Annotated in this window: 24 protein-coding genes; 15 read left to right on the top strand and 9 right to left on the bottom strand. The window is 29.6% G+C overall.

Going from position 1 to position 20,630, the window contains the following annotated elements:
- Positions 1-66: 66 nt before the first annotated feature.
- Positions 67-948 carry a LysR family transcriptional regulator gene (locus tag ELQ05_RS00125; protein WP_002932884.1) on the bottom strand — a complete coding sequence of 294 codons (882 nt, stop codon included), beginning with the start codon at positions 946-948 and terminating at the stop codon, positions 67-69.
- 114 nt (positions 949-1,062) lie between these two features.
- On the opposite strand from ELQ05_RS00125, the gene ELQ05_RS00120 reads away from it, so the two are divergent.
- Together ELQ05_RS00120 and ELQ05_RS00115 are read left to right on the top strand one after the other, a co-directional pair.
- Positions 1,063-2,160, top strand: a complete 1,098-nt coding sequence (locus tag ELQ05_RS00120; RefSeq protein WP_038817288.1) for a YeiH family protein — start codon at positions 1,063-1,065, stop codon at positions 2,158-2,160.
- 91 nt (positions 2,161-2,251) lie between these two features.
- On the top strand, positions 2,252-2,824 hold the full coding sequence (locus ELQ05_RS00115; protein ID WP_070317121.1) for a hypothetical protein: 573 nt from the start codon (positions 2,252-2,254) through the stop codon (positions 2,822-2,824).
- A 15-nt stretch (positions 2,825-2,839) separates the two neighbouring features.
- Here ELQ05_RS00115 and rsmG read toward each other — a convergent pair whose 3' ends face one another.
- Positions 2,840-3,406, bottom strand: a complete 567-nt coding sequence (gene rsmG / locus ELQ05_RS00110) for a 16S rRNA (guanine(527)-N(7))-methyltransferase RsmG (protein WP_087695440.1) — start codon at positions 3,404-3,406, stop codon at positions 2,840-2,842.
- Positions 3,407-3,967: a GTP cyclohydrolase II gene (ribA, locus tag ELQ05_RS00105; protein ID WP_070317123.1), complete on the bottom strand. Its 561-nt coding sequence runs from the start codon at positions 3,965-3,967 to the stop codon at positions 3,407-3,409.
- 57 nt (positions 3,968-4,024) lie between these two features.
- On the opposite strand from ribA, the gene hemB reads away from it, so the two are divergent.
- From hemB to ELQ05_RS00075, 6 genes are read left to right on the top strand one after another with little or no spacing between them, the layout of a single operon-like run.
- Positions 4,025-5,008, top strand: coding sequence for a porphobilinogen synthase (hemB, locus tag ELQ05_RS00100; protein WP_070317124.1), 984 nt, complete (start codon positions 4,025-4,027; stop codon positions 5,006-5,008).
- Complete coding sequence (gene argF / locus ELQ05_RS00095; RefSeq protein WP_088303527.1) at positions 5,005-5,925, top strand: ornithine carbamoyltransferase; 921 nt, start codon at positions 5,005-5,007, stop codon at positions 5,923-5,925. Before hemB ends, argF begins: the two co-directional genes overlap by 4 nt.
- Entirely contained in the window at positions 5,922-6,413 is a 492-nt protein-coding gene (locus ELQ05_RS00090; RefSeq protein WP_002853412.1) for a DUF2603 domain-containing protein, read from the top strand. Before argF ends, ELQ05_RS00090 begins: the two co-directional genes overlap by 4 nt.
- The gene (gene hemN, locus ELQ05_RS00085; protein ID WP_070317126.1) at positions 6,400-7,755 is read left to right on the top strand and encodes an oxygen-independent coproporphyrinogen III oxidase; all 1,356 of its coding nucleotides are present in this window, start codon (positions 6,400-6,402) and stop codon (positions 7,753-7,755) included. Before ELQ05_RS00090 ends, hemN begins: the two co-directional genes overlap by 14 nt.
- A gap of 1 nt (position 7,756) precedes the next feature.
- A complete protein-coding gene (locus ELQ05_RS00080) occupies positions 7,757-9,022 on the top strand; it encodes a (Fe-S)-binding protein (protein ID WP_134224636.1) in 1,266 nt (421 codons plus the stop codon).
- Positions 9,019-9,780: a DUF5416 family protein gene (locus ELQ05_RS00075; protein ID WP_079862150.1), complete on the top strand. Its 762-nt coding sequence runs from the start codon at positions 9,019-9,021 to the stop codon at positions 9,778-9,780. The genes ELQ05_RS00080 and ELQ05_RS00075 overlap by 4 nt, the downstream gene beginning before the upstream one ends.
- 2 nt (positions 9,781-9,782) lie before the next feature.
- On the opposite strand, the gene ELQ05_RS00070 is transcribed toward ELQ05_RS00075, so the two are convergent.
- On the bottom strand, positions 9,783-9,989 hold the full coding sequence (locus ELQ05_RS00070; RefSeq protein WP_002853356.1) for a membrane protein: 207 nt from the start codon (positions 9,987-9,989) through the stop codon (positions 9,783-9,785).
- Positions 9,990-10,221: 232 nt separating this feature from the next.
- On the opposite strand from ELQ05_RS00070, the gene ELQ05_RS08470 reads away from it, so the two are divergent.
- The 3 genes from ELQ05_RS08470 to ELQ05_RS00050 are packed head-to-tail and all read left to right on the top strand — an operon-like array spanning position 10,222 to position 12,594.
- Entirely contained in the window at positions 10,222-10,632 is a 411-nt protein-coding gene (locus tag ELQ05_RS08470; protein ID WP_079862151.1) for an MFS transporter, read from the top strand.
- Positions 10,632-11,441, top strand: coding sequence for an MFS transporter (locus tag ELQ05_RS00055; protein ID WP_180752891.1), 810 nt, complete (start codon positions 10,632-10,634; stop codon positions 11,439-11,441). Before ELQ05_RS08470 ends, ELQ05_RS00055 begins: the two co-directional genes overlap by 1 nt.
- Before the next feature lies 1 nt (position 11,442).
- Entirely contained in the window at positions 11,443-12,594 is a 1,152-nt protein-coding gene (locus ELQ05_RS00050) for a M20 aminoacylase family protein (RefSeq protein ID WP_096702679.1), read from the top strand.
- 3 nt (positions 12,595-12,597) lie between these two features.
- On the opposite strand, the gene ELQ05_RS00045 is transcribed toward ELQ05_RS00050, so the two are convergent.
- Both ELQ05_RS00045 and jlpA read right to left on the bottom strand, forming a co-directional pair.
- Entirely contained in the window at positions 12,598-13,338 is a 741-nt protein-coding gene (locus ELQ05_RS00045; RefSeq protein WP_070317130.1) for a YaaA family protein, read from the bottom strand.
- 90 nt (positions 13,339-13,428) lie between these two features.
- Positions 13,429-14,547, bottom strand: coding sequence for a lipoprotein adhesin JlpA (gene jlpA, locus ELQ05_RS00040; protein WP_088303944.1), 1,119 nt, complete (start codon positions 14,545-14,547; stop codon positions 13,429-13,431).
- A gap of 219 nt (positions 14,548-14,766) precedes the next feature.
- Between jlpA and ELQ05_RS00035 the strand changes: the two genes are divergently transcribed.
- Together ELQ05_RS00035 and ELQ05_RS00030 are read left to right on the top strand one after the other, a co-directional pair.
- Positions 14,767-15,606 carry a cysteine ABC transporter substrate-binding protein gene (locus ELQ05_RS00035; RefSeq protein WP_002853956.1) on the top strand — a complete coding sequence of 280 codons (840 nt, stop codon included), beginning with the start codon at positions 14,767-14,769 and terminating at the stop codon, positions 15,604-15,606.
- 41 nt (positions 15,607-15,647) lie between these two features.
- Positions 15,648-16,895, top strand: coding sequence for an MFS transporter (locus tag ELQ05_RS00030; RefSeq protein WP_070317133.1), 1,248 nt, complete (start codon positions 15,648-15,650; stop codon positions 16,893-16,895).
- On the opposite strand, the gene ELQ05_RS00025 is transcribed toward ELQ05_RS00030, so the two are convergent.
- The gene (locus ELQ05_RS00025; RefSeq protein WP_134239817.1) at positions 16,878-18,146 is read right to left on the bottom strand and encodes a M20/M25/M40 family metallo-hydrolase; all 1,269 of its coding nucleotides are present in this window, start codon (positions 18,144-18,146) and stop codon (positions 16,878-16,880) included. The two genes, ELQ05_RS00030 and ELQ05_RS00025, sit on opposite strands and share 18 nt — an antisense overlap.
- A 67-nt stretch (positions 18,147-18,213) precedes the next feature.
- Between ELQ05_RS00025 and ELQ05_RS00020 the strand changes: the two genes are divergently transcribed.
- Both ELQ05_RS00020 and ELQ05_RS00015 read left to right on the top strand, forming a co-directional pair.
- Complete coding sequence (locus ELQ05_RS00020) at positions 18,214-18,741, top strand: thermonuclease family protein (protein ID WP_070317135.1); 528 nt, start codon at positions 18,214-18,216, stop codon at positions 18,739-18,741.
- 8 nt (positions 18,742-18,749) lie between these two features.
- Entirely contained in the window at positions 18,750-18,923 is a 174-nt protein-coding gene (locus tag ELQ05_RS00015; protein ID WP_002855981.1) for a hypothetical protein, read from the top strand.
- Here ELQ05_RS00015 and ELQ05_RS00010 read toward each other — a convergent pair whose 3' ends face one another.
- Positions 18,924-19,502 carry a hypothetical protein gene (locus ELQ05_RS00010; RefSeq protein WP_070317136.1) on the bottom strand — a complete coding sequence of 193 codons (579 nt, stop codon included), beginning with the start codon at positions 19,500-19,502 and terminating at the stop codon, positions 18,924-18,926.
- A 72-nt stretch (positions 19,503-19,574) separates the two neighbouring features.
- Positions 19,575-20,465: a tRNA 5-methoxyuridine(34)/uridine 5-oxyacetic acid(34) synthase CmoB gene (cmoB, locus tag ELQ05_RS00005; protein WP_079862153.1), complete on the bottom strand. Its 891-nt coding sequence runs from the start codon at positions 20,463-20,465 to the stop codon at positions 19,575-19,577.
- Between the last annotated feature and the right edge of the window lie 165 nt (positions 20,466-20,630).

Here is a 20,630-nt window from a genome sequence, read left to right as displayed (position 1 = left end):
AATTTATATAAGCTTTGGATTTTATCTAAAAATTGCTTAACTTTCTATATAAATCGGTTATTATGCTTATGATTTGAATATTTTTTCAAATTTTTCTAAAGCTCTGTTAAAATTATAATTTTTTCTTTTTAAGGTGTAAAATTTACGCTTTAGGTTGATATTTTTTAATTTAATTTCATAAAGTGTTGAATTTTTTAATTCTTTTTCTATGCTTTTTTTGGAAAAAATAGAGATTGCTTTTTTTTGTAAAACAAGTTCTTTAATCGCGGCCATTCTATCAAGCTCAAGAAAAATATTAAGTTTTTTTGAGCTTGCACCAATTTCGTTTAAAAATTTATCCCTTAAGCCTGAGCCTACTTCTCTTAAAATCCACTTTTGTTCTAAAAGTTCATCGATATAAAATTCTTTTTCATTGAGTTTTTTATCACTTGTAGCTACTATAAGTTCATCATCTTGCCAAAAATTTATTTCTAAATTTTCATACTCCACTAAAGCCGGATCAAGTTCTGCTTCAATGATTGCAAATTCTATATTTCCGTTTTTTAGCAAATTTAAACATTCTTTTGAATTCTGCGTTTGAGAGTGAATTTCTATGTTTTTAAATTCTGCTTTAAAATCAAATAAAATAGGAGCTAAAAAATGTTCAGAAATGCTTTGAGTTGAGGCTATTTTTATTTCCCCTAAGAGCATACTTTCGTCGTTTAATTTTTCTAAGCTTTGGTAGTAGGCTTGTATAATTTTTAACCAATTTTTTCCTAGTTCTAAAGCTTTTGGTGTAGGTAAGAGTTTTTTTCCAAGTCTTTCAAATAAAATACCATCAAATTTATTTTCTAAATTTTTAATTACTATTGAAACATTAGGTTGAGTTATGGAAAAATTGTTGGCTGTATGAGTTGGACTTTGAGTGTTTAAAAGATCTAAAAATATTTCCATATCTTTGATTTTCATGAGTGATTCCTTTATTTAATAAAAAAAAATTATTATAAAAATTAAAATAATATATTTTTATAATTTTAATAAAAAAAATATAATAACACAAAATTTACAAAAAAAGGAAAATAAATGAAAACAAGTTTTTTAGCACATAGCGTGGCTATAGTGCGATCAAATTTTAAGGGTTTGCTTTTTACTGCTTGTATAGTGATTTTTGCTATGTATCTTTCTAGTGTTCAAAGTATCAAAGATACTACCCATTTAGCAGCGACTGCCTTTGCTATCATCATAGGAGTATTGCTTTCTCCTTGGTTTTTTAAATACCAACATCATTTTCAAGCTGGAGTGCATTTTAGTGCGAAAAAGCTTTTAAGACTCGGTATTGTTTTATATGGTTTTAATATCACTTTAACTGAGCTTTTAAGTGTAGGGTTGAAAGGGTTTTTGCTTTCTGCTATAGTGATATTTTTTGTTTTTATGATTGCTTTATTTATAGGAGTGAAAATTTTTAAACTCGATAAAGAAACTTCTATGCTTGTTGGAGCCGGAAGTGCGATTTGCGGTGCGGCAGCGGTTTTAGCACTAGAGTCAAGTTTGAAAAGTGATCCTTTTAAGGGAATTTTAGCTGTAGGTACGGTGGTGATTTTTGGACTTGTGTTTATGTTTTTGTATCCCATAGCTTTTTCTTTAAATCTTTTTCCTTTTTTTGATCAAAATGCTATGGGTGTTTTTATGGGAGCTACTTTGCATGAGGTGGCAAATGTCGCAGGTGCTGCTGAAATGGCAAAGGATATGGCAGGATTTGAGCAAGGAGCTTCTAATGTTGCAGTGATTATAAAAATGATGAGAGTGATTTTACTTGTGCCTTTTTTGCTTATAGTGACTTATTTTTTCGCTAAAAATCAGCATTCAAGCAGTGGAAAAACTGCAAAAAGTATCACTATACCTTATTTTGCATTCGCATTTTTAGGTATGATAGTTTTAAATACATATCTAGCAAGTAAAGAAAGTATTTTAGGTATTGCTACGAGTGATATTATCTCTTTAGGTAAAACACTTTGTACTTTATGTATCGTTTTTGCTATGGCAGCTTTAGGCTTGCAAATTGACTTTAAAAAATTTTTAAAAAGTGGCTCTAGAGTGTTTGGCTTGGCTTTTGTTTTGGGACTTGTTTTGATTTTTGGAGGATATTTTTTAACCTTAGCTTTTAAAGGTATGCTTTGGTAGTAAAAATTATTTTTTAGAAAATTTTATTTTATTAACTAACTAAGAATATAATTTAACTCGTTAATTAAATTTATTAAAAAAAGGAATAAAGATGAAAAAAATTCTTGTAAGTGTTTTAAGTTCTTGCTTATTGGCTTCGGCTTTAAGTGCTGTATCTTTTAAAGAAGATGGTTTAAAGGTTTCTTTTGAGGGATATAAAACTAAAGATATGATAGGAACAAAAGGTGAATTTAAAAATGTAGAATATAAATTTTCTAAAAATACAAAGGATTTGGCAAGTTATCTTAAAGGCGCTAAAGCTACCATAAAGCCAAGTAATGCTTTTATGGGTGAAGGCAATGATATTATAACCAATAATATCACAAAAGTATTTTTCCCTGCTTTATTGGGAGATACAGATATTAAAGTTGTTTTTCAAGATGTGATTGCGGGTGAAAATAAAGGTGTTATTTCAGCAAAAATTACTATGGATAAAAAAAGTACTATTGTGCCTTTAACTTATACCATCAAAGATAATAAATTTGAAGCTAAAGGACAACTTGACTTGCATACTTTTAAAAATGGCTCTAAAGCATTAAAAGCATTAAGCGATGCTGCTCCAGGACATGGCGGAATTTCTTGGCCTTTGGTTGATATCAGTTTTAACGCTGACTTAGCAGAATAAAAAGTAGCCTTAGGGCTACTTTAAAATACAATATTTTCTTAAATCATTTTCAAAAATTTCATAATCTTTTATATTTTCAAGTTCTTGATAAATTTCGCTACCTTTCCATAAAATAAAAACCGTATTGTCATCTTTTAGATTTTTGCAAATTTCAAGCAAGGGTTTAACATCCATCAAGGCTCTTGAGGTGATGATATCAGCTTTAAAGGTATTTTTGCATTCTTGAATTTTTTCTTTGTAAATATGTAAATTTGAAAGCTCACATTCTATTTTTAGTGTCCGCAAAAAGGCAGCTTTTTTGGGATTGGGTTCGAAAAGATGAAAATTGCTTTGCAGTAAAAAAGCTAAAAATACAGCTGGAAATCCTGCGCCACTTCCTATATCGGCAATATTTTTTGCTTTAGAGAAATCATAAAAATCTAAAATTTTAATACTATCAAAGATATTTTCATCTATATTTTTTAAATGAGTAAGATTGTGAATGCGGTTAAATTTAGATAATAATTCTTTATAAATTTTTATTTTTTCTTCAAAGTTTTTTAAATCATGGTTTTGTAAAAAGTCGTAATCTTTAAAAATCATTTATTTAAGATGCCCCATTTGAGTTTGTTTTATGTTTAGATATTCTGCATTAAAACGATTAGGTTCTATTAAAATCGGTATGCGTGTGATGATTTTTTCTTTGATAGAATCTAGCTTTTCAGGGTTATTTGTGAGTAAATTAACCTTAGAAATTTCATAGTTTTTGAGTATAAATTCTACAATTTCATAAGTTCTCTCATCGGCTTTAAAGCCAAGCTGATGATTTGCTTTAATCGTATCAAAACCTTTATCTTGCAAAGCATAAGCATTAACCTTATTAAAAAGCCCTATACCCCTTCCTTCTTGTCTAAGATAAATCACCATTCCGCCATTCTTTTCTATATATTTTAGCGAAAATTCAAGCTGTTCTCCGCAGTCGCATTTTAAACTTCCTAAAGCATCTCCTGTTAAGCACTCTGAATGAATTCTTAGATTGAGCGTGTCTTTTGGAGTATTTTTAAATATACATAAATGTTCTTTATCATTTTCTTTGAAACTTTGTATTTGGAAATTTCCCCATTTGCTAGGTAAATTCGCAATTTCTGAAATTTTTATTTTCATTTACTACCCTCTATAATCAAATTTATGTTAAGATTTTAGCAAAAAAAGGACAAAAAAATGTTTAAAAGATTTAGAAGATTAAGGCTTAATGAAAACTTAAGAGCCATGGTAAGAGAAAATTCTTTAAGTGTAAATGATTTGATTTATCCGCTTTTTGTGGTTAATGGAACGGGGATAAAAAAAGAAATTTCTTCTATGCCTGATGTGTTTCAAATGAGTTTAGATGAAATTTTAAAAGAGTGTCAAAATGTAGTCAATTTAGGCATTAAAGCCATTATACTTTTTGGCGTTTTGGAAAATGAGAAAAAAGATAGCTGTGGAAGCGATGCTTTAGATGATGAAGGGCTTGTTGCAAGAAGTATAAGAGAGATTAAGAAAAATTTTCCAGATCTTTTTATAATCAGCGATCTTTGTTTTTGTGAATACACAGATCACGGGCATTGTGGGATTATCGATCCAAAAACAAAAAGTGTAGATAATGATGCCACTTTAGAAATTTCAGCCAAACAAGCCTTAGTTCACGCAAGAGCAGGGGTAGATATGATAGCACCTAGTGGAATGATGGATGGTATTATCACTACTTTGCGTGAAGCTTTGGATAAAGAAGGTTTTGAAAATTTGCCTATAATGGCGTATTCTACTAAATTTGCTTCAAGTTATTATGGGCCATTTCGAGATGTGGCAGAATCAGCTCCAAGTTATGGAGATAGAAAAAGCTATCAAATGGATTTTGCTAATGGTAGAGAAGCTTTAGAAGAAAGCTTAGAAGATGAAGCACAAGGAGCCGATATTTTGATGGTAAAACCCGCTCTTGCTTATCTTGATGTGGTTAAAGAAATATCCCTTCATTCTAACTTGCCTTTGTGTGTTTATAATGTAAGCGGAGAGTATGCTATGTTAAAGGCAGCTAAAAATGCAGGAGTGATTGATTATGAAAAAGTTTTGTATGAAACTATGATAGCTTTTAAAAGAGCAGGAGCAAAGCTTATCACCACTTATCATGCCAAAGAATTAGCTAAAATGTTAAAAGGAGAAAAATGAAACATTTTTTAACTTTAAGAGATTTTTCTAAGGAGGAAATTTTAAGCCTTGTAAATCATGCTAGCGAGCTTAAAAAAGAGCCTAAAAAACTTTTACAAGATAAAACTTTAGCGATGATTTTTGAGAAAAATTCTACAAGAACAAGAATGGCCTTTGAATTAGCCATAACAGAGCTTGGCGGAAAGGCTTTATTTTTAAGCAGCAATGATTTACAACTTAGTCGTGGCGAGCCTGTAAAGGATACAGCTAGGGTGATAGGGGCGATGGTTGATTTTGTGATGATGAGAGTCAATAAACATGAAACTTTACTCGAATTTGCAAGATATTCTAAAGCCCCTGTGATCAATGCTTTAAGCGAACTTTATCACCCTACTCAGGTTTTAGGAGATTTGCTTACTATTAAAGAATGGAATAAAATGCAAAATGGTATAGCAAAAGTTGCTTTTATCGGAGATAGTAACAATATGTGCAATTCTTGGCTTATTACGGCTGCGATTTTGGGCTTTGAATTTAGTATAGCTATACCAAAAAACTATAAAATTAGCCCTGAAATTTGGGAATTTGCTATGAAACAGGCTTTGATTTCAGGAGCTAAAATTTCCTTAAGTCATGATAAATTTGAAGCCTTAAAGGATAAAGATGTAGTCATTACCGATACTTGGGTTTCTATGGGTGAAGAGAATGAAAAAGAACGCAAGATTAAAGAATTTGAAGGATTTATGATTGATGAAAAGGCTATGAGTGTTGCCAATAAAGACGCGATATTGCTTCATTGTTTGCCTGCTTATAGGGGTTATGAAGTGAGTGAAGAAATTTTTGAAAAACATGCAGATGTGATTTTTAAAGAAGCAAGAAATCGCCTTTATGTGGTAAAAGCCTTGCTTTGCTTTTTGGATAATCAGAGAGGAAGAGAATGAAAGAGCTAGAAAAGTATAGCACTTGCTTAAAACGCATTGATGAATTTAGTCAAAATCTAGGAATAAAGAAAAAAGATAGAACGATTTTTAAAATGAAGCAAAGCGAGAATGAAAACGAAAAATGTTTAGTTCTTGAAAATGGAAGTTTTGATTCTCCTGAGCCTTGGTTTGTGATCGATGAAAACGATGAAATTCACACTTTACTTTCTTTACAAAGTCTTAAGAATATACTTGAAAGTTTAAAACAAAGTCAAAAAGAGAATTTTGAATTGCGTTTAGAAAAGGCGATTTATCAACAAATTCCTGTAGATTTTAACGATGTTTGGACGGTTGCTATGGATGAGATCAAGCAAAAGGCACAAAATGGCACCATGGAAGTTAGTATTGATCTTGAAAAATTAATTTCTAAAATCAAACAAGAACATCCAAATTTATTTGTAGATATGCAAGCGATGATAGAAAGGGTAAATCAAAATGAGAGATTATAAAGCTTTTGTAAGATACTCTAAAGCAGGACCACGCTACACTTCTTATCCTACAGCAGTAGAGTTTAATGCAAATTTCAAATACGAAGAATATATAGAAATTTTAAAAAAGCAAGATAGATCTTTATCGCTTTATTTTCATTTACCTTTTTGTAGGAGTGCCTGTTATTTTTGTGGTTGCAATGTTATTTATACAGCCAAAGAAGAGAGTAAAGAAAGGTATTTAACTTATATTTTTAAAGAGCTTGATATTTTAAGTACCATTTTGGATACCAAGCGTGAAGTGGTGCAAATGCACTTTGGGGGCGGAACTCCAACTTTTTTTAGTGCTAAACAACTTCAAAATTTGATTTTAAAAATCAGATCTATTTTTAGAAATTTTTCTAAAGATGCAGAGATTAGCTGTGAGATCGATCCGCGTTTTTTAAATGACGAACAAGCCACAGTTTTAACACAAAATGGCTTTAATCGTATCAGCTTTGGAGTGCAGGATTTTGATGAAAAAGTTCAAAAAGAAATTCATCGCATCCAGCCTTTTGAATTAACACAAAATGCTTTAAATCTTGTAAGAAGCAAAGGGATAAAGTCTGTAAATATGGACTTAATTTATGGTTTGCCTTATCAAAATTTGCAAAGCTTTACACAAACTTTAGAAAAAGTTATGCTTTTAAACCCTGATCGTTTGGCGATTTTTAATTACGCTCATGTGCCTTGGCTTAAGAAAAATATGAGAAAATTTGATGAAAATACCCTGCCAAGTCCTGATGTTAAGCTTGAAATTTTAGAATTTTGTGAGAAATTTTTAAGCAAAAATGGCTATAAAATGATAGGAATGGATCATTTTGCAAAAGAAAATGATGAGCTTTTTAAAGCTTTAGAAAATGGAACTTTGCATAGAAATTTCCAAGGTTATACTACTAAAGGCGGTGCTGATTTAGTCGGTGTCGGGCTTACAAGTATAGGTGAAGGACAAAGACATTATGCACAAAATTTTAAAGATATGTCAAGTTATGAAGCTGCATTAGATAGAGGAGTTTTGCCTTTTGAAAGAGGCGTAGCTTTAAGCGATGATGATGAACTTAGAAAAGCAGTGATTATGGAGTTAATGGCAAATTTTAAGCTTGATATCAAGTCAATAGAAAAAGAATTTTGCATTGATTTTCAGGAGTATTTTAAAGAGGATTTAAAAGCTTTAGAAGAATACAAAGATTTTATTAATTTTGATGAAAATTTTATCAAAGTCAATGAAACAGGCGTTTTGCTTATAAGAAATATTGCCATGTGTTTTGATGCTTATATGAAAAACATTAGTGAAGATAAAAAAGTATTCTCAAAAACGGTGTAAGATGAAATTTAGTCAAATAAGTGATGCTTGTGTTAAATGTGGCAAATGTATACCTGTTTGTACTATACATGAAGAAAATCGCGATGAAATTACTAGTCCAAGAGGATTTTTAGATCTTTTAGCTGCTTATAAAGAGGGAAGTCTAGAACTTGATAAAGAAGCTAAGAAAGTTTTTGAATCTTGTTTTTTATGCACCAATTGTGTTGAAGTATGTCCAAGTAAATTAAGAGTAGATAATGCCATAGAAGAAGTTCGTTATGATATAGCTAAAAAATTTGGTATAGCTTGGTATAAAAAACTTATTTTTTTCTTTTTAAGAAGACGCAAAATTTTAGATTTGGTAGCTAAGCTTGGCTATGTGTTTCAAAGTTGTGCGTTTAAAATTCAAAATGAGAATGAAAATACAGGTATGAAGGCAAGATTTTCCATGCCTTTTGTTAAAAAGGGAAGATTGCTTACAAGTTTTAATAAAAAAAGTTTCTTAAATTCTAATCCAAAATTTATCAATAATGATGGAGAAAAAACAATAGGTTTTTTTGTAGGTTGTTTGGCGAATTATTTTTACATAGATACGGCTAATGCAGTGCTTAAAATCGCTAAGGAATTAAAAATCAATGTGGATTTGATGAAAGAACAAGTGTGTTGTGGAGCGCCGCAATTTTTTACGGGTGATTTTAAAAGTGTTGAAGTTTTGGCTAAAAAAAATATTGAGTATTTTGAAAAAAAATTAGAAAAATTAGATGCTATTATAGTTCCTGAGGCCACTTGTTCGGCTATGTTAAAGATAGATTATGAACATTTTTTTATAATGCAAAATGATTTAGACTGGGCAAAACGCGCAAAATGTGTGTCATCTAAGATATATATGGCTAGCGAGTATTTTTATAAATTTACTTCTTTGGAAGAAATTTTAAAAACAAAAAATAAATTTAATTATAGCATTACTTATCACGATCCTTGCCATGCAAGAAAAATGCAAGGGGTTTTTAAAGAGCCAAGAGAACTTTTAAAAACAAATTATCATTTTGTAGAAATGAGTAATTCTAATGCTTGTTGCGGTTTTGGTGGAGTGAGTATGCAAACGGATTATTATGATAGAGCTTTAAGTGTAGGGCTTAAAAAAGCACAAATGATCGATGAAATTAAGGCTAGTGTGGTAAGCGCCGAGTGTTCAGCTTGCAGAATGCAAATTTCAAATGCATTAGAACAAAATTCAAGCAAGGTTGTTTTTGCTAGTCCTTTAGAACTTATAGCAAAAGCTTTGTGATGATGAAGATAGTATTTAAAGGCAAAAGTTCTGAATACGAAATTCAAAGATCGTGCTTTTGTGTTGATGCTTTTGTGATTAAAGATAAGATTGAAGAACGAGATGGTGTTGATTTTATCACTTCAAATGTAGATCTTTTGGAATTTAGTGATGACAGTTTTACTTTTGAAGAAATTGTAAAACATTTTAATATTTGTAATAGTGAAGATATGATTATCGTTGAAGATTTTGACATGAAATCAAACAAAGATAATCAAAACCAAGAAGATGATATAGAACACAACATCTTAAAATCCGAAAAAATAATACATGAAAACACAAAACAAACAAGTATACAATTTAAAAATTTAAAATTTTTTTCAAGAATTTTTAAAAATGAAAATTTTCTTTCTGATTTTAAAGAAAGTAAGCAAGAAGTTGTTACTATCAAAAAACACGAAAAACTTGAAATTTTTAAAAATTTATCTCAAGAAGATCAAGAAATTAGCTTTGTTAAAATTGAAATTTTAAATTATGATAGTAATGAAGATAGTTTAAGCTTTAATCTTGATATATTTCCAAGCGGTATGAGTTATAAGTACGGAATTTTAAAAGGCTCTATGCATATTATTTTACAAGGTAAAACTTCTAGTACGATGCTTTTTCCGTTTTTAAAAAGTATGATTTATAAAAATAAAAGTGAAAATTCAAGTGAAAAAATTTTTACTTTAATGATAAATCAGAAAAAACGCTATAAGCTTATCACAAATCTTTCTTAGTTTTATTTTATTATATTTTCTATATTAGAGCGATTTTTTTCAATTAAAGAGCGATTTTTTTGAGTTGTTTCTTTAAGATCGGCTATATCTTCTTTCATGTTTTGTATGTTTTGGTTGAGTAATTTTATCTTTTTTTCATAGCGAGTAACGATGATAAAGACTACAAATAAAAATATAATAATCAAAAAAATAAATGCTAAAAATTCCATATTTTTCCTTTTTAAAACTAGATTTTGAAATATATCATTTAAATACTTCAAAAAACTTTTACGGGTTTTTTATTTTGTATTTTAGTTTTTTTATCTTTAAACTTATATATAAATTTTCAAAAAGTAACAAAAAAATATATAAAAAAATAATTAAATTAAAAAAATAATTAAAGATAATAAATATCTTATTTTTTTATGTTATATTTTAATAAATATCTAAAAGGATTTTAATATGGAAAAATCACTTTTATTTCATTTTAGACGCATTGGAGTTGAATTTATAATTTTTAGTGTTTATGCTGTTTTTAGTATCTCTTGGGCAGCGACAGGATCTTTAATGCCTTTGATTTCAAATGATCTTGCTCTAAATACTCAGCAAGCTACTTTAATCACTAGCATGATAGTAGTTGCGAAAATTTTTGGTGCTTCATTTACTGCTTTTTTAGTTTATAAATTCGGATTAAAAAAGGGATATTTTTTAGGCTGTATTTTAATGAGTTCGGGTATATTTTTAAGTTTTGTAGATAGTTATAGCGGTATTTTGGTTATAAGATTTTTAACAGGGCTTGGTTCAGCTTGTGCTTTAGTTTGCTTAGTGCCTATTGCACAGCAATGGTTTGAAAAAAAGCTTTACATTTTGTAATTAGTTTTAACATAGCTTCAAATTTAGTAGGCATTACCCTAGGACTTGTTTTAGCTGAAAGCATCTCAAATTATTTTGGAAATTGGAGAGATTCTTTATCATTTTATGCTTGGATTAATTTGATTTTATTGATTTTGTGGCTTTTTATAGGTAAAGATGAGAATAAAAAAGAAGAAAAAAAGAATAATGCAAAAGATCTTATTTATGCTTTAAAATCTCGTGTTGCTTGGGGTATGATTATTTTTTACATAGGACCTATTTTATTTTTAAATTCTCTTTTTACTTTTTTACCAACTTTTTATGCACAATATGCAGGTTTTAGTAAAGAATTAGCTGATTTTGCTAAAAAAGAAATTCCAGCCTTGGCTAATTTTGCTATTATTTTTGGTCCTTATCTTGGATTATTTTTTAAAAGAAAAAATATTTCTTTTAAAATAATGCTATTGTCTGGAGGAGCGTGTATTTTTATATGCGGATTTTGTATGTTGTTTTTACAAAATTTAGTATTGATACAGATTTTTGCTGTGTTATCGGGTATTTTTTATTCTATGTGGTTTCCATTTTTCTTTAATCTACCTTCAGAATTAAAAAATTCCAATCCAAATCAAACTGCTTATATTATGAGTGCTTTTTGGAGTATTACCTTTGTTATACTATCATTTAATCTATGGGTAGTATCTTGGAGTGTTGATAAAACCCATAGTTTTACTTTGGGTTTTGTTTATATTTTTGCTTTGATTTTTATTTCAGCGATCTTAGCACAATTTGTTTTACCTAGAAGAGAAAATTTTATACAAGGAGAAAAATAGAATGAATTTAATTCCAGAAATACTAGACTTACAAGGCGAATTTGAAAAAATTCGTCATCAAATTCATGAAAATCCTGAGCTTGGTTTTGATGAATTATGTACTGCAAAATTAGTGGCACAAAAATTAAAAGAATTTGGTTATGAGGTTTATGAAGAAATAGGAAAAACAGGCGTTGTTGGGGTTTTAAAAAAGGGAAATAGCGATAAAAAAATAGGACTTCGTGCAGATATGGATGCTTTGCCTTTACAAGAATGCACAAATTTGCCTTATAAAAGCAAAAAAGAAAATGTAATGCATGCTTGCGGTCATGATGGACATACTACTTCTTTATTGCTTGCTGCAAAATATTTAGCAAGTCAGAATTTTAATGGCACTCTAAATCTTTATTTTCAACCTGCTGAAGAGGGTTTGGGTGGTGCTAAGGCAATGATAGAAGATGGATTGTTTGAAAAATTTGATAGTGATTATGTTTTTGGATGGCACAATATGCCTTTTGGTAGCGATAAGAAATTTTATCTTAAAAAAGGTGCGATGATGGCTTCTTCGGATGGTTATAGTATTGAAGTTATTGGAAGGGGTGGTCATGGAAGTGCTCCAGAAAAGGCAAAAGATCCTATTTATGCTGCTTCTTTGCTTGTTGTGGCTTTACAAAGTATAGTATCTCGCAATGTTGATCCCCAAAATTCAGCAGTTGTAAGCATAGGAGCTTTTAATGCAGGACATGCTTTTAATATCATTCCAGATATTGCAACGATTAAAATGAGTGTTAGAGCATTAGATAATGAAACTAGAAAGCTAACTGAAGAAAAAATTTATAAAATTTGTAAAGGTATTGCACAGGCTAATGATATAGAGATTAAAATCAATAAAAATGTTGTTGCACCAGTGACTATGAATAACGATGAAGCTGTGGATTTTGCTAGTGAGGTTGCAAAAGAATTATTTGGAGAAAAAAATTGTGAATTTAATCATCGTCCTTTAATGGCAAGTGAGGATTTTGGATTTTTTTGCGAAATGAAAAAATGTGCCTATGCTTTTTTAGAAAATGAAAACGACATTTATTTACATAATTCTAGTTATGTTTTTAATGATAAGCTTTTAGCTAGGGCTGCAAGTTATTATGCGAAGCTAGCTTTAAAATACTTAAAATAAAAACTAATCTAGAATTTCAAGCACAATTTCTTCCTTTAAACCTTTGATTTGAATTTCTTTGAGTTTTAGGTTTGAAGGAAGGTTTGCTAAAAGCTCTTTATTGTTTTTTACTTGGTTTTTTGCACTTATGGAGAGTAAAATTCCCCTATAAGCTTTAGCAAAATGACTGATGACTTTACCATTTTTTACAAATTTATAGGTATAAAATTTCTTTTTTGGGGTATAGAATTTATCATAAAATCCTGCTCTAAGGTCAAGTATTTCTTCATTTTCCAAGTATTCATCTAAGGCTTTACTAAAATGTTCTTTATAAAATTTCTCTATGGCAAAATTTCCTATTTTAGCCCCTTGCTTGAATTTATAAAAGGGTAGGGTATCATTAGCTCTTACAACGCCAAAAAGATTAGAAAATATAAGAGTATTTTCTAAAATATAAGCTTGACTTTTTTTATCTAAAGCTTTAAAATTAAGATATTCATAACTTACCCCAGTATAAAGCAATATAGCTCCTTGAGTGGGAGCTTGTTTTAAGTCGTGTTTAAATTTATCAATTTCATTTTCATTTTTAATGCCAAAAAGTTCTTGTAAATTCTGTAAACTTGCGTTTTTGATAAATTCTTCATAATGCTTTAAAGCTTCCATTCTATAAGGAAATAATTCTTTAAATATAAATGAGTTTTCATTGATAGGATTTTTTACGCAATTTTCATTTTTGCTTTCACTAGGGGAGAATAAAATTTTCATTTTAGCCTTTTTTGTTAATGTTATGAAACATTAAGAGCAAAGAATTTAATCTTGCTTTTAATGTTTTTGAAGTTTTTATCATTTTAAAATTTAAAACGACGCTCCGCCCATTAACATAGAAAACATGATAAATGGAAGTATAATTTTTAACGCTTCTGTGGCGTCTTGATTGTTGATGCTTAGTTTTTCGATGCTGTCGATTCCCTGTGCGCTATAGTCACTAACAGGGATGTTTTTAAATTTTAAATCAAGATTGAGTTTATAATCATCATTTTGAGTGATATTGTTTAAAATAGCTAAAGCTTTATCAAAGATTAATGCTTGTTCTTCATTTTGACTTTGAGCTTTTAAGGTTTGTAAATTTTCCTTAGCAGTTGCTACATAGCTACTAAATACGCCTTCGGTTTTAAGAGTTGAATCAATTTTAAAATTATTTAAGATGATGTATTTTTGGATTGTATTACTAAAATCTGAAGCTTGTTCGTAGTTTGCTATATTAAGAAGTTCATTGATAGCTTGTTCATCCATAGCTAAAGTTTGAGTGTTAAATTTTATACCCTTAGAATCAAGGTAATTAAGCAAATCTTCTTTTAGATTTATATTTAGATTTGTATTGAAATTTAATTTTGCGTTATAAAATTTTATATCAAGATTATCTAGATAATTGTTTTCTTGTTTGTTGATAGAGTTGTCAAATGATAAAGTATAAGAATCCGAGCTTAATTTATTGATAAAAGAGCTGATTTTTGGATCTTGTTGAAATAAGCTTGCATTGATGTCACCAGCAACTTTTTCTCCAAGTTTAAAATCTTCAAAAACCAAATTTGATTGTATGCTTTTTTGGTTTTTAAAAAGATCGTTGTAATATTCTTTAATGCTAATTGATGTATTTGCTTTGCCTTTGTAAATTTCATTTGAGCGAATTTTGATATTTTTTGCTTGAAATAGTTCTTGATACTCATCGTTATTATCTTTTGCAAGAGTTTTGAAATTTGGACTTAAACACGCTATAAAATCACCATCTGCATTGCATTTAAAATCAGAAAATTCAATCTTTATTCCAGAATCCTGAGAAAGGCTTGCAATTTCTTGTTTAACTGTTTGATTTAGTTGATTTTCATATTTTTTAACTGTTTTTTCATCTATGGAATTTCCGCAAGCTGAAAACAAAACAGCTATTCCAATAGAGAGAAAAATACCTTTTTTCATAGTTTTCTCCTTAAAAATTTAAAAAAAAGATTATATCTTTTTTTACTTAAAATTTAAACAATGCTAAAAGAGAGTGTGAGATTAATTACATTTTTACACATAGGAAAATCTTTTTAGTTTGTTTCAAATGCATTATTTATAATTTTAAGTATAATTAACCTTGCAATTATTATATATTTTTGCAATAGCTTTAAGCTTATTTTTAAAGAAAGGAAATGTATGAAAAAAATACTTCTAAGTGTTTTAACGGCCTTTGTTGCAGTAGTATTGGCTGCTTGTGGAGGAAATTCTGACTCTAAAACTTTAAATTCTCTTGATAAGATCAAGCAAAATGGAGTTGTTAGGATTGGGGTATTTGGCGATAAACCACCTTTTGGTTATGTGGATGAAAAAGGAAACAATCAAGGCTATGATATAGCTTTAGCTAAACGCATAGCAAAAGAACTTTTTGGCGATGAAAATAAGGTGCAATTTGTTCTTGTTGAAGCTGCAAATAGGGTTGAGTTTTTAAAATCAAATAAAGTAGATATTATTTTGGCTAATTTTACTCAAACTCCACAAAGAGCCGAGCAGGTTGATTTTTGCTTGCCTTATATGAAAGTGGCTTTAGGTGTAGCTGTACCAAAGGATAGTAATATAACTAGCGTAGAAGATTTAAAAGATAAAACTTTACTTTTAAACAAAGGCACAACAGCGGATGCTTACTTTACGCAAAATTATCCTAATATTAAAACTTTAAAATATGATCAAAATACCGAAACTTTTGCCGCTTTGATGGATAAAAGAGGCGATGCTTTAAGTCATGATAATACCTTGCTTTTTGCTTGGGTGAAAGATCATCCTGATTTTAAAATGGGTATTAAAGAGCTAGGTAATAAAGATGTTATTGCACCAGCAGTTAAAAAAGGCGATAAAGAACTTAAAGAATTTATCGATAATTTGATCATTAAACTAGGCCAAGAGCAGTTTTTTCACAAGGCTTATGATGAAACTTTAAAAGCTCATTTTGGAGATGATGTTAAGGCTGATGATGTAGTGATTGAAGGTGGAAAAATTTAACAAAGGGCTTTTTTGCCCTTTATATTGATTTAGGATAAAATATGCAAAAAAAATACAAAAATATTATTTATGCTTCTTTGGGTGGAATTTTAGAATTTTATGATTTTGTGCTTTTTGCCTTTTTTTTGGATATTTTTGCTAAGGTATTCTTTCCGCAAAATGATGCTTTTTGGATGCAGATAAATGCTTATATAGCCTTTGGTGCTGCTTATTTAGCGCGTCCTTTTGGTTCTATTGTGATGGCACATTTTGCTGATAGATATGGAAGAAAGAATATTTTTTATATTTCTATGCTTTTGATGGTTTTGCCTAGTTTTGCTTTAGCTTTTTTACCAAGTTATGAAAGTATAGGTATATTTGCTACTTTGATTTTATTTACTATTCGTATTTTGCAAGGTTTAGCCGTTGGAACCGAGGTGAGCGGAGCTTGGATTTATGTGAGCGAATTTGTCAAAGGGCGTCAAATTCCTTTAGCTCTTGGTTTTATTTCAGCGACTTTAACCATAGGTTTATTGCTAGGAAATATTGCCACTTTAGGCATAAGATCTTATTTTACCCCTGAAGAAGTTCAAAGCTATGCTTGGAGAATTCCTTTTATCATAGGAGGATTTTTTGGAATTTTAGCTTTGTTTTTAAGAAATAAACTCAGCGAAACTCCAGAATTTATAAAAGTTCAAAATGAAAAGAAAATTTTAAATTTTCCATTGTTTGAAGCTTTAAAAACTCATAAAATGAGCATGCTTGTTTGTTTTTTAATGACCATGGTTTTAACAAGCGGTGTGGCAACTTTGATGATTTTACCTAAGTATTTTGAAAGTCTTTTAGCTATGAGTAAAACTTCTGCTTTATGGGTGCAAAATTTTGCTATCTTAGCGGTGATTTTTGGAGCTTTATTTCAAGGTTTTTTAGCAAGCAAATGGGGAAGCTATAGGATTTGTTCTATTTTTAGTATAGCTTTTATTATCTTTGGTATGCTTTTTAGTTTTTATGATGAGAATTTTTTATTTTATTTTTTACTGGCTTGTTTTGCACAAGGTATTATCACTTTCGCGCCTGTTTTTATGACGCAAATTTTTAAAAGCGAGCTTAAATTTAGTGGGCTTAGTTTTGCTTATAATATTTCTTATGCGATTTTAGGCTTTTTAACCCCTTTTGTAGTTAATGCTTTTTATAAAGAGTATTTAGGTATTTATCTTGCTATAGTGGGATTTTGCTCCTTGCTTTGTGTGTTTTTGTTAAAACGCGTTTTTGCAAGAAGCAAGATTAAAGAATTAAGCATTGTCTTTTAAAACTTCAAAAACAACCTTAGATATTTTTTCAACTGAAGCGATTTCACAATGCTCATCAGTTGAATGAGGATTATGGATATTTGGGCCTATAGAAGCACATAAAAGCTCTTGTTTTTTCTCTATAATACCACACTCAAGTCCTGCATGGATAGCTGAAACTTTGGCATTAGGCGATAGTTTTTTAAGTGCTTTAAAAACCATGTCGCTAAGTGCGTTTGGTTTGCCTTCCCAAGGCGGATAGAAATTAAAACTTTTTACTTTAAAATCAAAAGCTTTGAAAAATTCTAAAGTTTCAAATTCTATTTGCTTAAGCCCATCAAGTATATTAGATCTTGCAAAAAGTGCGAATTTGATTTGTTTATCTTGCATTCTTAAAGTAGCTAGGTTAATGCTTGTTTGAACTATACCTAGATTTTCATCATAAGCTCTAACTCCATGAGTAAAAGAATTGATAAGGCTTAAAAGTTTTTTACTTTGATCGCAAATTTCAAATTCACCTTCTTCTTTAAATTTGCATTTTATCCAGTTATTACTCTTTACTTCATTTTTAAAATGCACTAAAGCTTTGGCGTGTTTAGGTATAGAATTGATTCTTTCTCCGCCTTCAAAAGAAATGATTTCTCCTTCATTTTCTTGTATGAATTTAGCCATTTCTTTGATGGAACTTTTTTCATTGCGTATGATATTTATGCCTGAGTGTCCACCTTTAAAATTTTGTGCACAAAGTTCATAAATTTTACCCTTTTTTGTAAGGGTATTAAAAGGCAAGCTAGCTTCTATATCTACTCCACCTGCACAACCTATCATGATCTCATCATCGCTTTCATGATCTAAATTTAAAAGCATTTTAGATTCTAAAGTGTGCTCGAGTGAATTCACTCCCATGAGTCCTACTTCTTCATCGTTTGTAAAAAGACACTCTAAATTTTCAAATTCAGCCATAGCACTCATCATGATGGCTATACCTATACCATTATCTGCGCCAAGACTTGAATTTTTGGCTCTTAAAAAGCCATTTTCTTCATAAACTTCTAAGTTTGGTGCATCGCCCATACAGACCATATCATAATGGCTTTGTAAGCAAATTTTTGGTTTGCCTTTTATGGCATGGATATTTCCTGCTTTATCTATATTCACTTTAAAGCCTTTATCTTTAGCATAAGAGCTTAAAAATTCTTTCATTTGTTCTGTTTCATAACTGCAATGAGGAATTTTGCATAATTGTTTAAAATTTTCTATAACATTTTGCATTTTATCTCCTTTGTTTTGATAAAATTATGGCATATTTTTTAAAATTTAAAGGCAAAATGATTAAAAAATGAGAATAAATTATAAAAAATTATTTAATTTAAGAAAATTGCTAAGTGATCCAAAAAAACTTTTTTCTGTATTAATCTTCACTCTTGTAGTTGTTTTTATTCAGAACTATATTGCCCAAAATTCTAGTTTTGAAGGAAAAGTAGTTAGAATTATTGATGGAGATACTATAGAAGTTAATCATGAAAACAAACTCGCTAAAATAAGATTTTTTGGTATAGATGCACCAGAACTTAAACAAAGTTTTGGGAAGCAATCAAAAGAAGCTTTAAGTAGAATTTTAAGTGGTAAACAAGTTGAAATTATTTATAAAAATAAAGATACTTATGGTAGAATTGTTGCTATTGTAAAGCTTAATGATGTTGATATTAATCGATTTTTAGTAAGTAAAGGTTATGCTTGGGCTGATACTTACTATAGCAATGCTTATATCAAAGAACAAGAAAATGCTAAGAAAAATCATTTAGGTCTTTGGAAAGAGAGTAATCCTATAGAGCCTTATAAATGGAGAAAACACAATAAATTCTAAGGAAAAACATGAAAAAATATACTTTAATGATACTATTAGCTTTAGGAATTTCTGGATGTTTTGTAAATGAAAGAGGGATTTCAAATCGTTTTTATGATGATTGTAAAGAGTATTATGATGGAAGCGGAACTTATCATAAGGATTGCCCAAAAAATTGGGTGGATATTAAAATGACTCCTTGATTATTTTCCACCCACAGAGGCCATTAATGCAGCTGCTACAGCTTCTGGATTTTTGATTTTGGTATCTTGTTCTTGATTTTCCGTAGGTTTAACAGTGTTAAGTGGCGGACGCTTGAGTTTAAATATATGCTCATCGGTGCTAACAACTTGTATCGTTCCTTCAAACATTTTAATTTCTTTAACATGCCCAACCACTTTTACATCTCTTTTTTTGGAGGTGTCGTCAAAAAGTGCATGAGCTTCAAGTTCTAAAACATCGCCTAATTTAAGCGGAGCATAAAAAAAACATTTTGATCCAATAATCACTGAAAATTCTTTATTGATAGAGGCTTGTGCTACATAGTTTGCCGCAGCGAAAATAAAGGCATCAAAAATCAATCCTTGATCATCTGCTACCATTTCGCTTGTAGTTATTAAAATTGATTTGGCATAGTTTTTATCAATTTCGATAATGGTTCCAGTAAGCGAGGTGTTTAATTCAGGACAAGTAAGTAATTCTGCTCTAACGCGAGATATATCTTCTGCAGATGCGTATTCTTCAAGTTGTGCATATTCTTCAAAATTATCTTTTTTTGCCATATCTAACCTTTAAATTCTACTTATCTACTTCAAAATATCTAAATTTCAATATCGGCAAAAAATAAAAAGAATTTATATTTTAATGCGTATATAAACTCTTTTGGGTGCTTCATAGCCTTCAATGGTAAGATTTTTATCCTTTGGATCTAAGAAATTTTCCAGCGAAAAAGAGTCTATCCATTCTGTTTTTCTTTGTTCGTTTTCATCGGTTTTTTTTGTAGCCAAAACTTCAAATTCTTTAAATCCTGCTCTTTCACACCAGTTTTTTAATGCACTAATGCTTGGCACAAAATAAATATTTGGAATTTTAGAATAAGTTTTATTAGGTACAAGAGCGATTTCTCTCTCATCTTCTATATACATGGTATCTAAAAAAACAACTCCATTTTTATTAAGTCCTGCTTTTAAATCTTTTAGCATTTTTATAGGATCACTTCTATGATAAATCACGCCAAGACAGAAAATCACATCAAATTTCAATCCATAGCTTGGAAGATCCTCTACACCTAAAAGTTCGTATTTTATAGGAGTTTTAGCTAAAGCATTAATGAGTTCAAATTGCAAACGGTATTTGATAGAAGGATCAAAACCTATGAGTTTTACAGGATTAAATTCAAGCATTTTAAACATATAATAACCATTATTACAGCCTATATCAGCAACGCATTTTTGAGAAATTTCGTTCATGAAAGGCTTTAGAATGTTGAATTTAATAAAACTTTGCCATTCTGTATCGATGAAAAGATTGTCTATTTTAAAAGGACCTTTTCTCCATGGTTTGAGTTCTTTTGTTATAGCTAAGATTTCATCTTTGGCTTGAGAATTTGTAGATAAATTTACACTATCATCTAAAGAAAAATTACAAGCAAGATTGAGAGCTTTAAGTTCTTGTATTTTAGCATATAAAGGGTGATTTAGAAATTGTTTTTCGAGTAAATTTTCTTGCATTTTTATCCTTGACATTTGCTTTTAATACTAAATTATAACATTAAAAGCTTTTATGGCAATATAAATTATATGCATTAAATATTTAATCAAAAATAATTTTTTAAAAACTTAAAAATACTTCCCAAAGCTCACATAAGCTTTAGAACTATAATCATCATCTAGTTTATACTTCTTTAAAGC

Source organism: Campylobacter sp. US53 (genome assembly GCF_004378995.1).
Taxonomy (GTDB): Bacteria; Campylobacterota; Campylobacteria; order Campylobacterales; family Campylobacteraceae; genus Campylobacter_D; species Campylobacter_D jejuni.
Note: the sequence above shows the minus strand (reverse complement) of the source record. Positions and strands in the feature narration are given on the sequence as shown.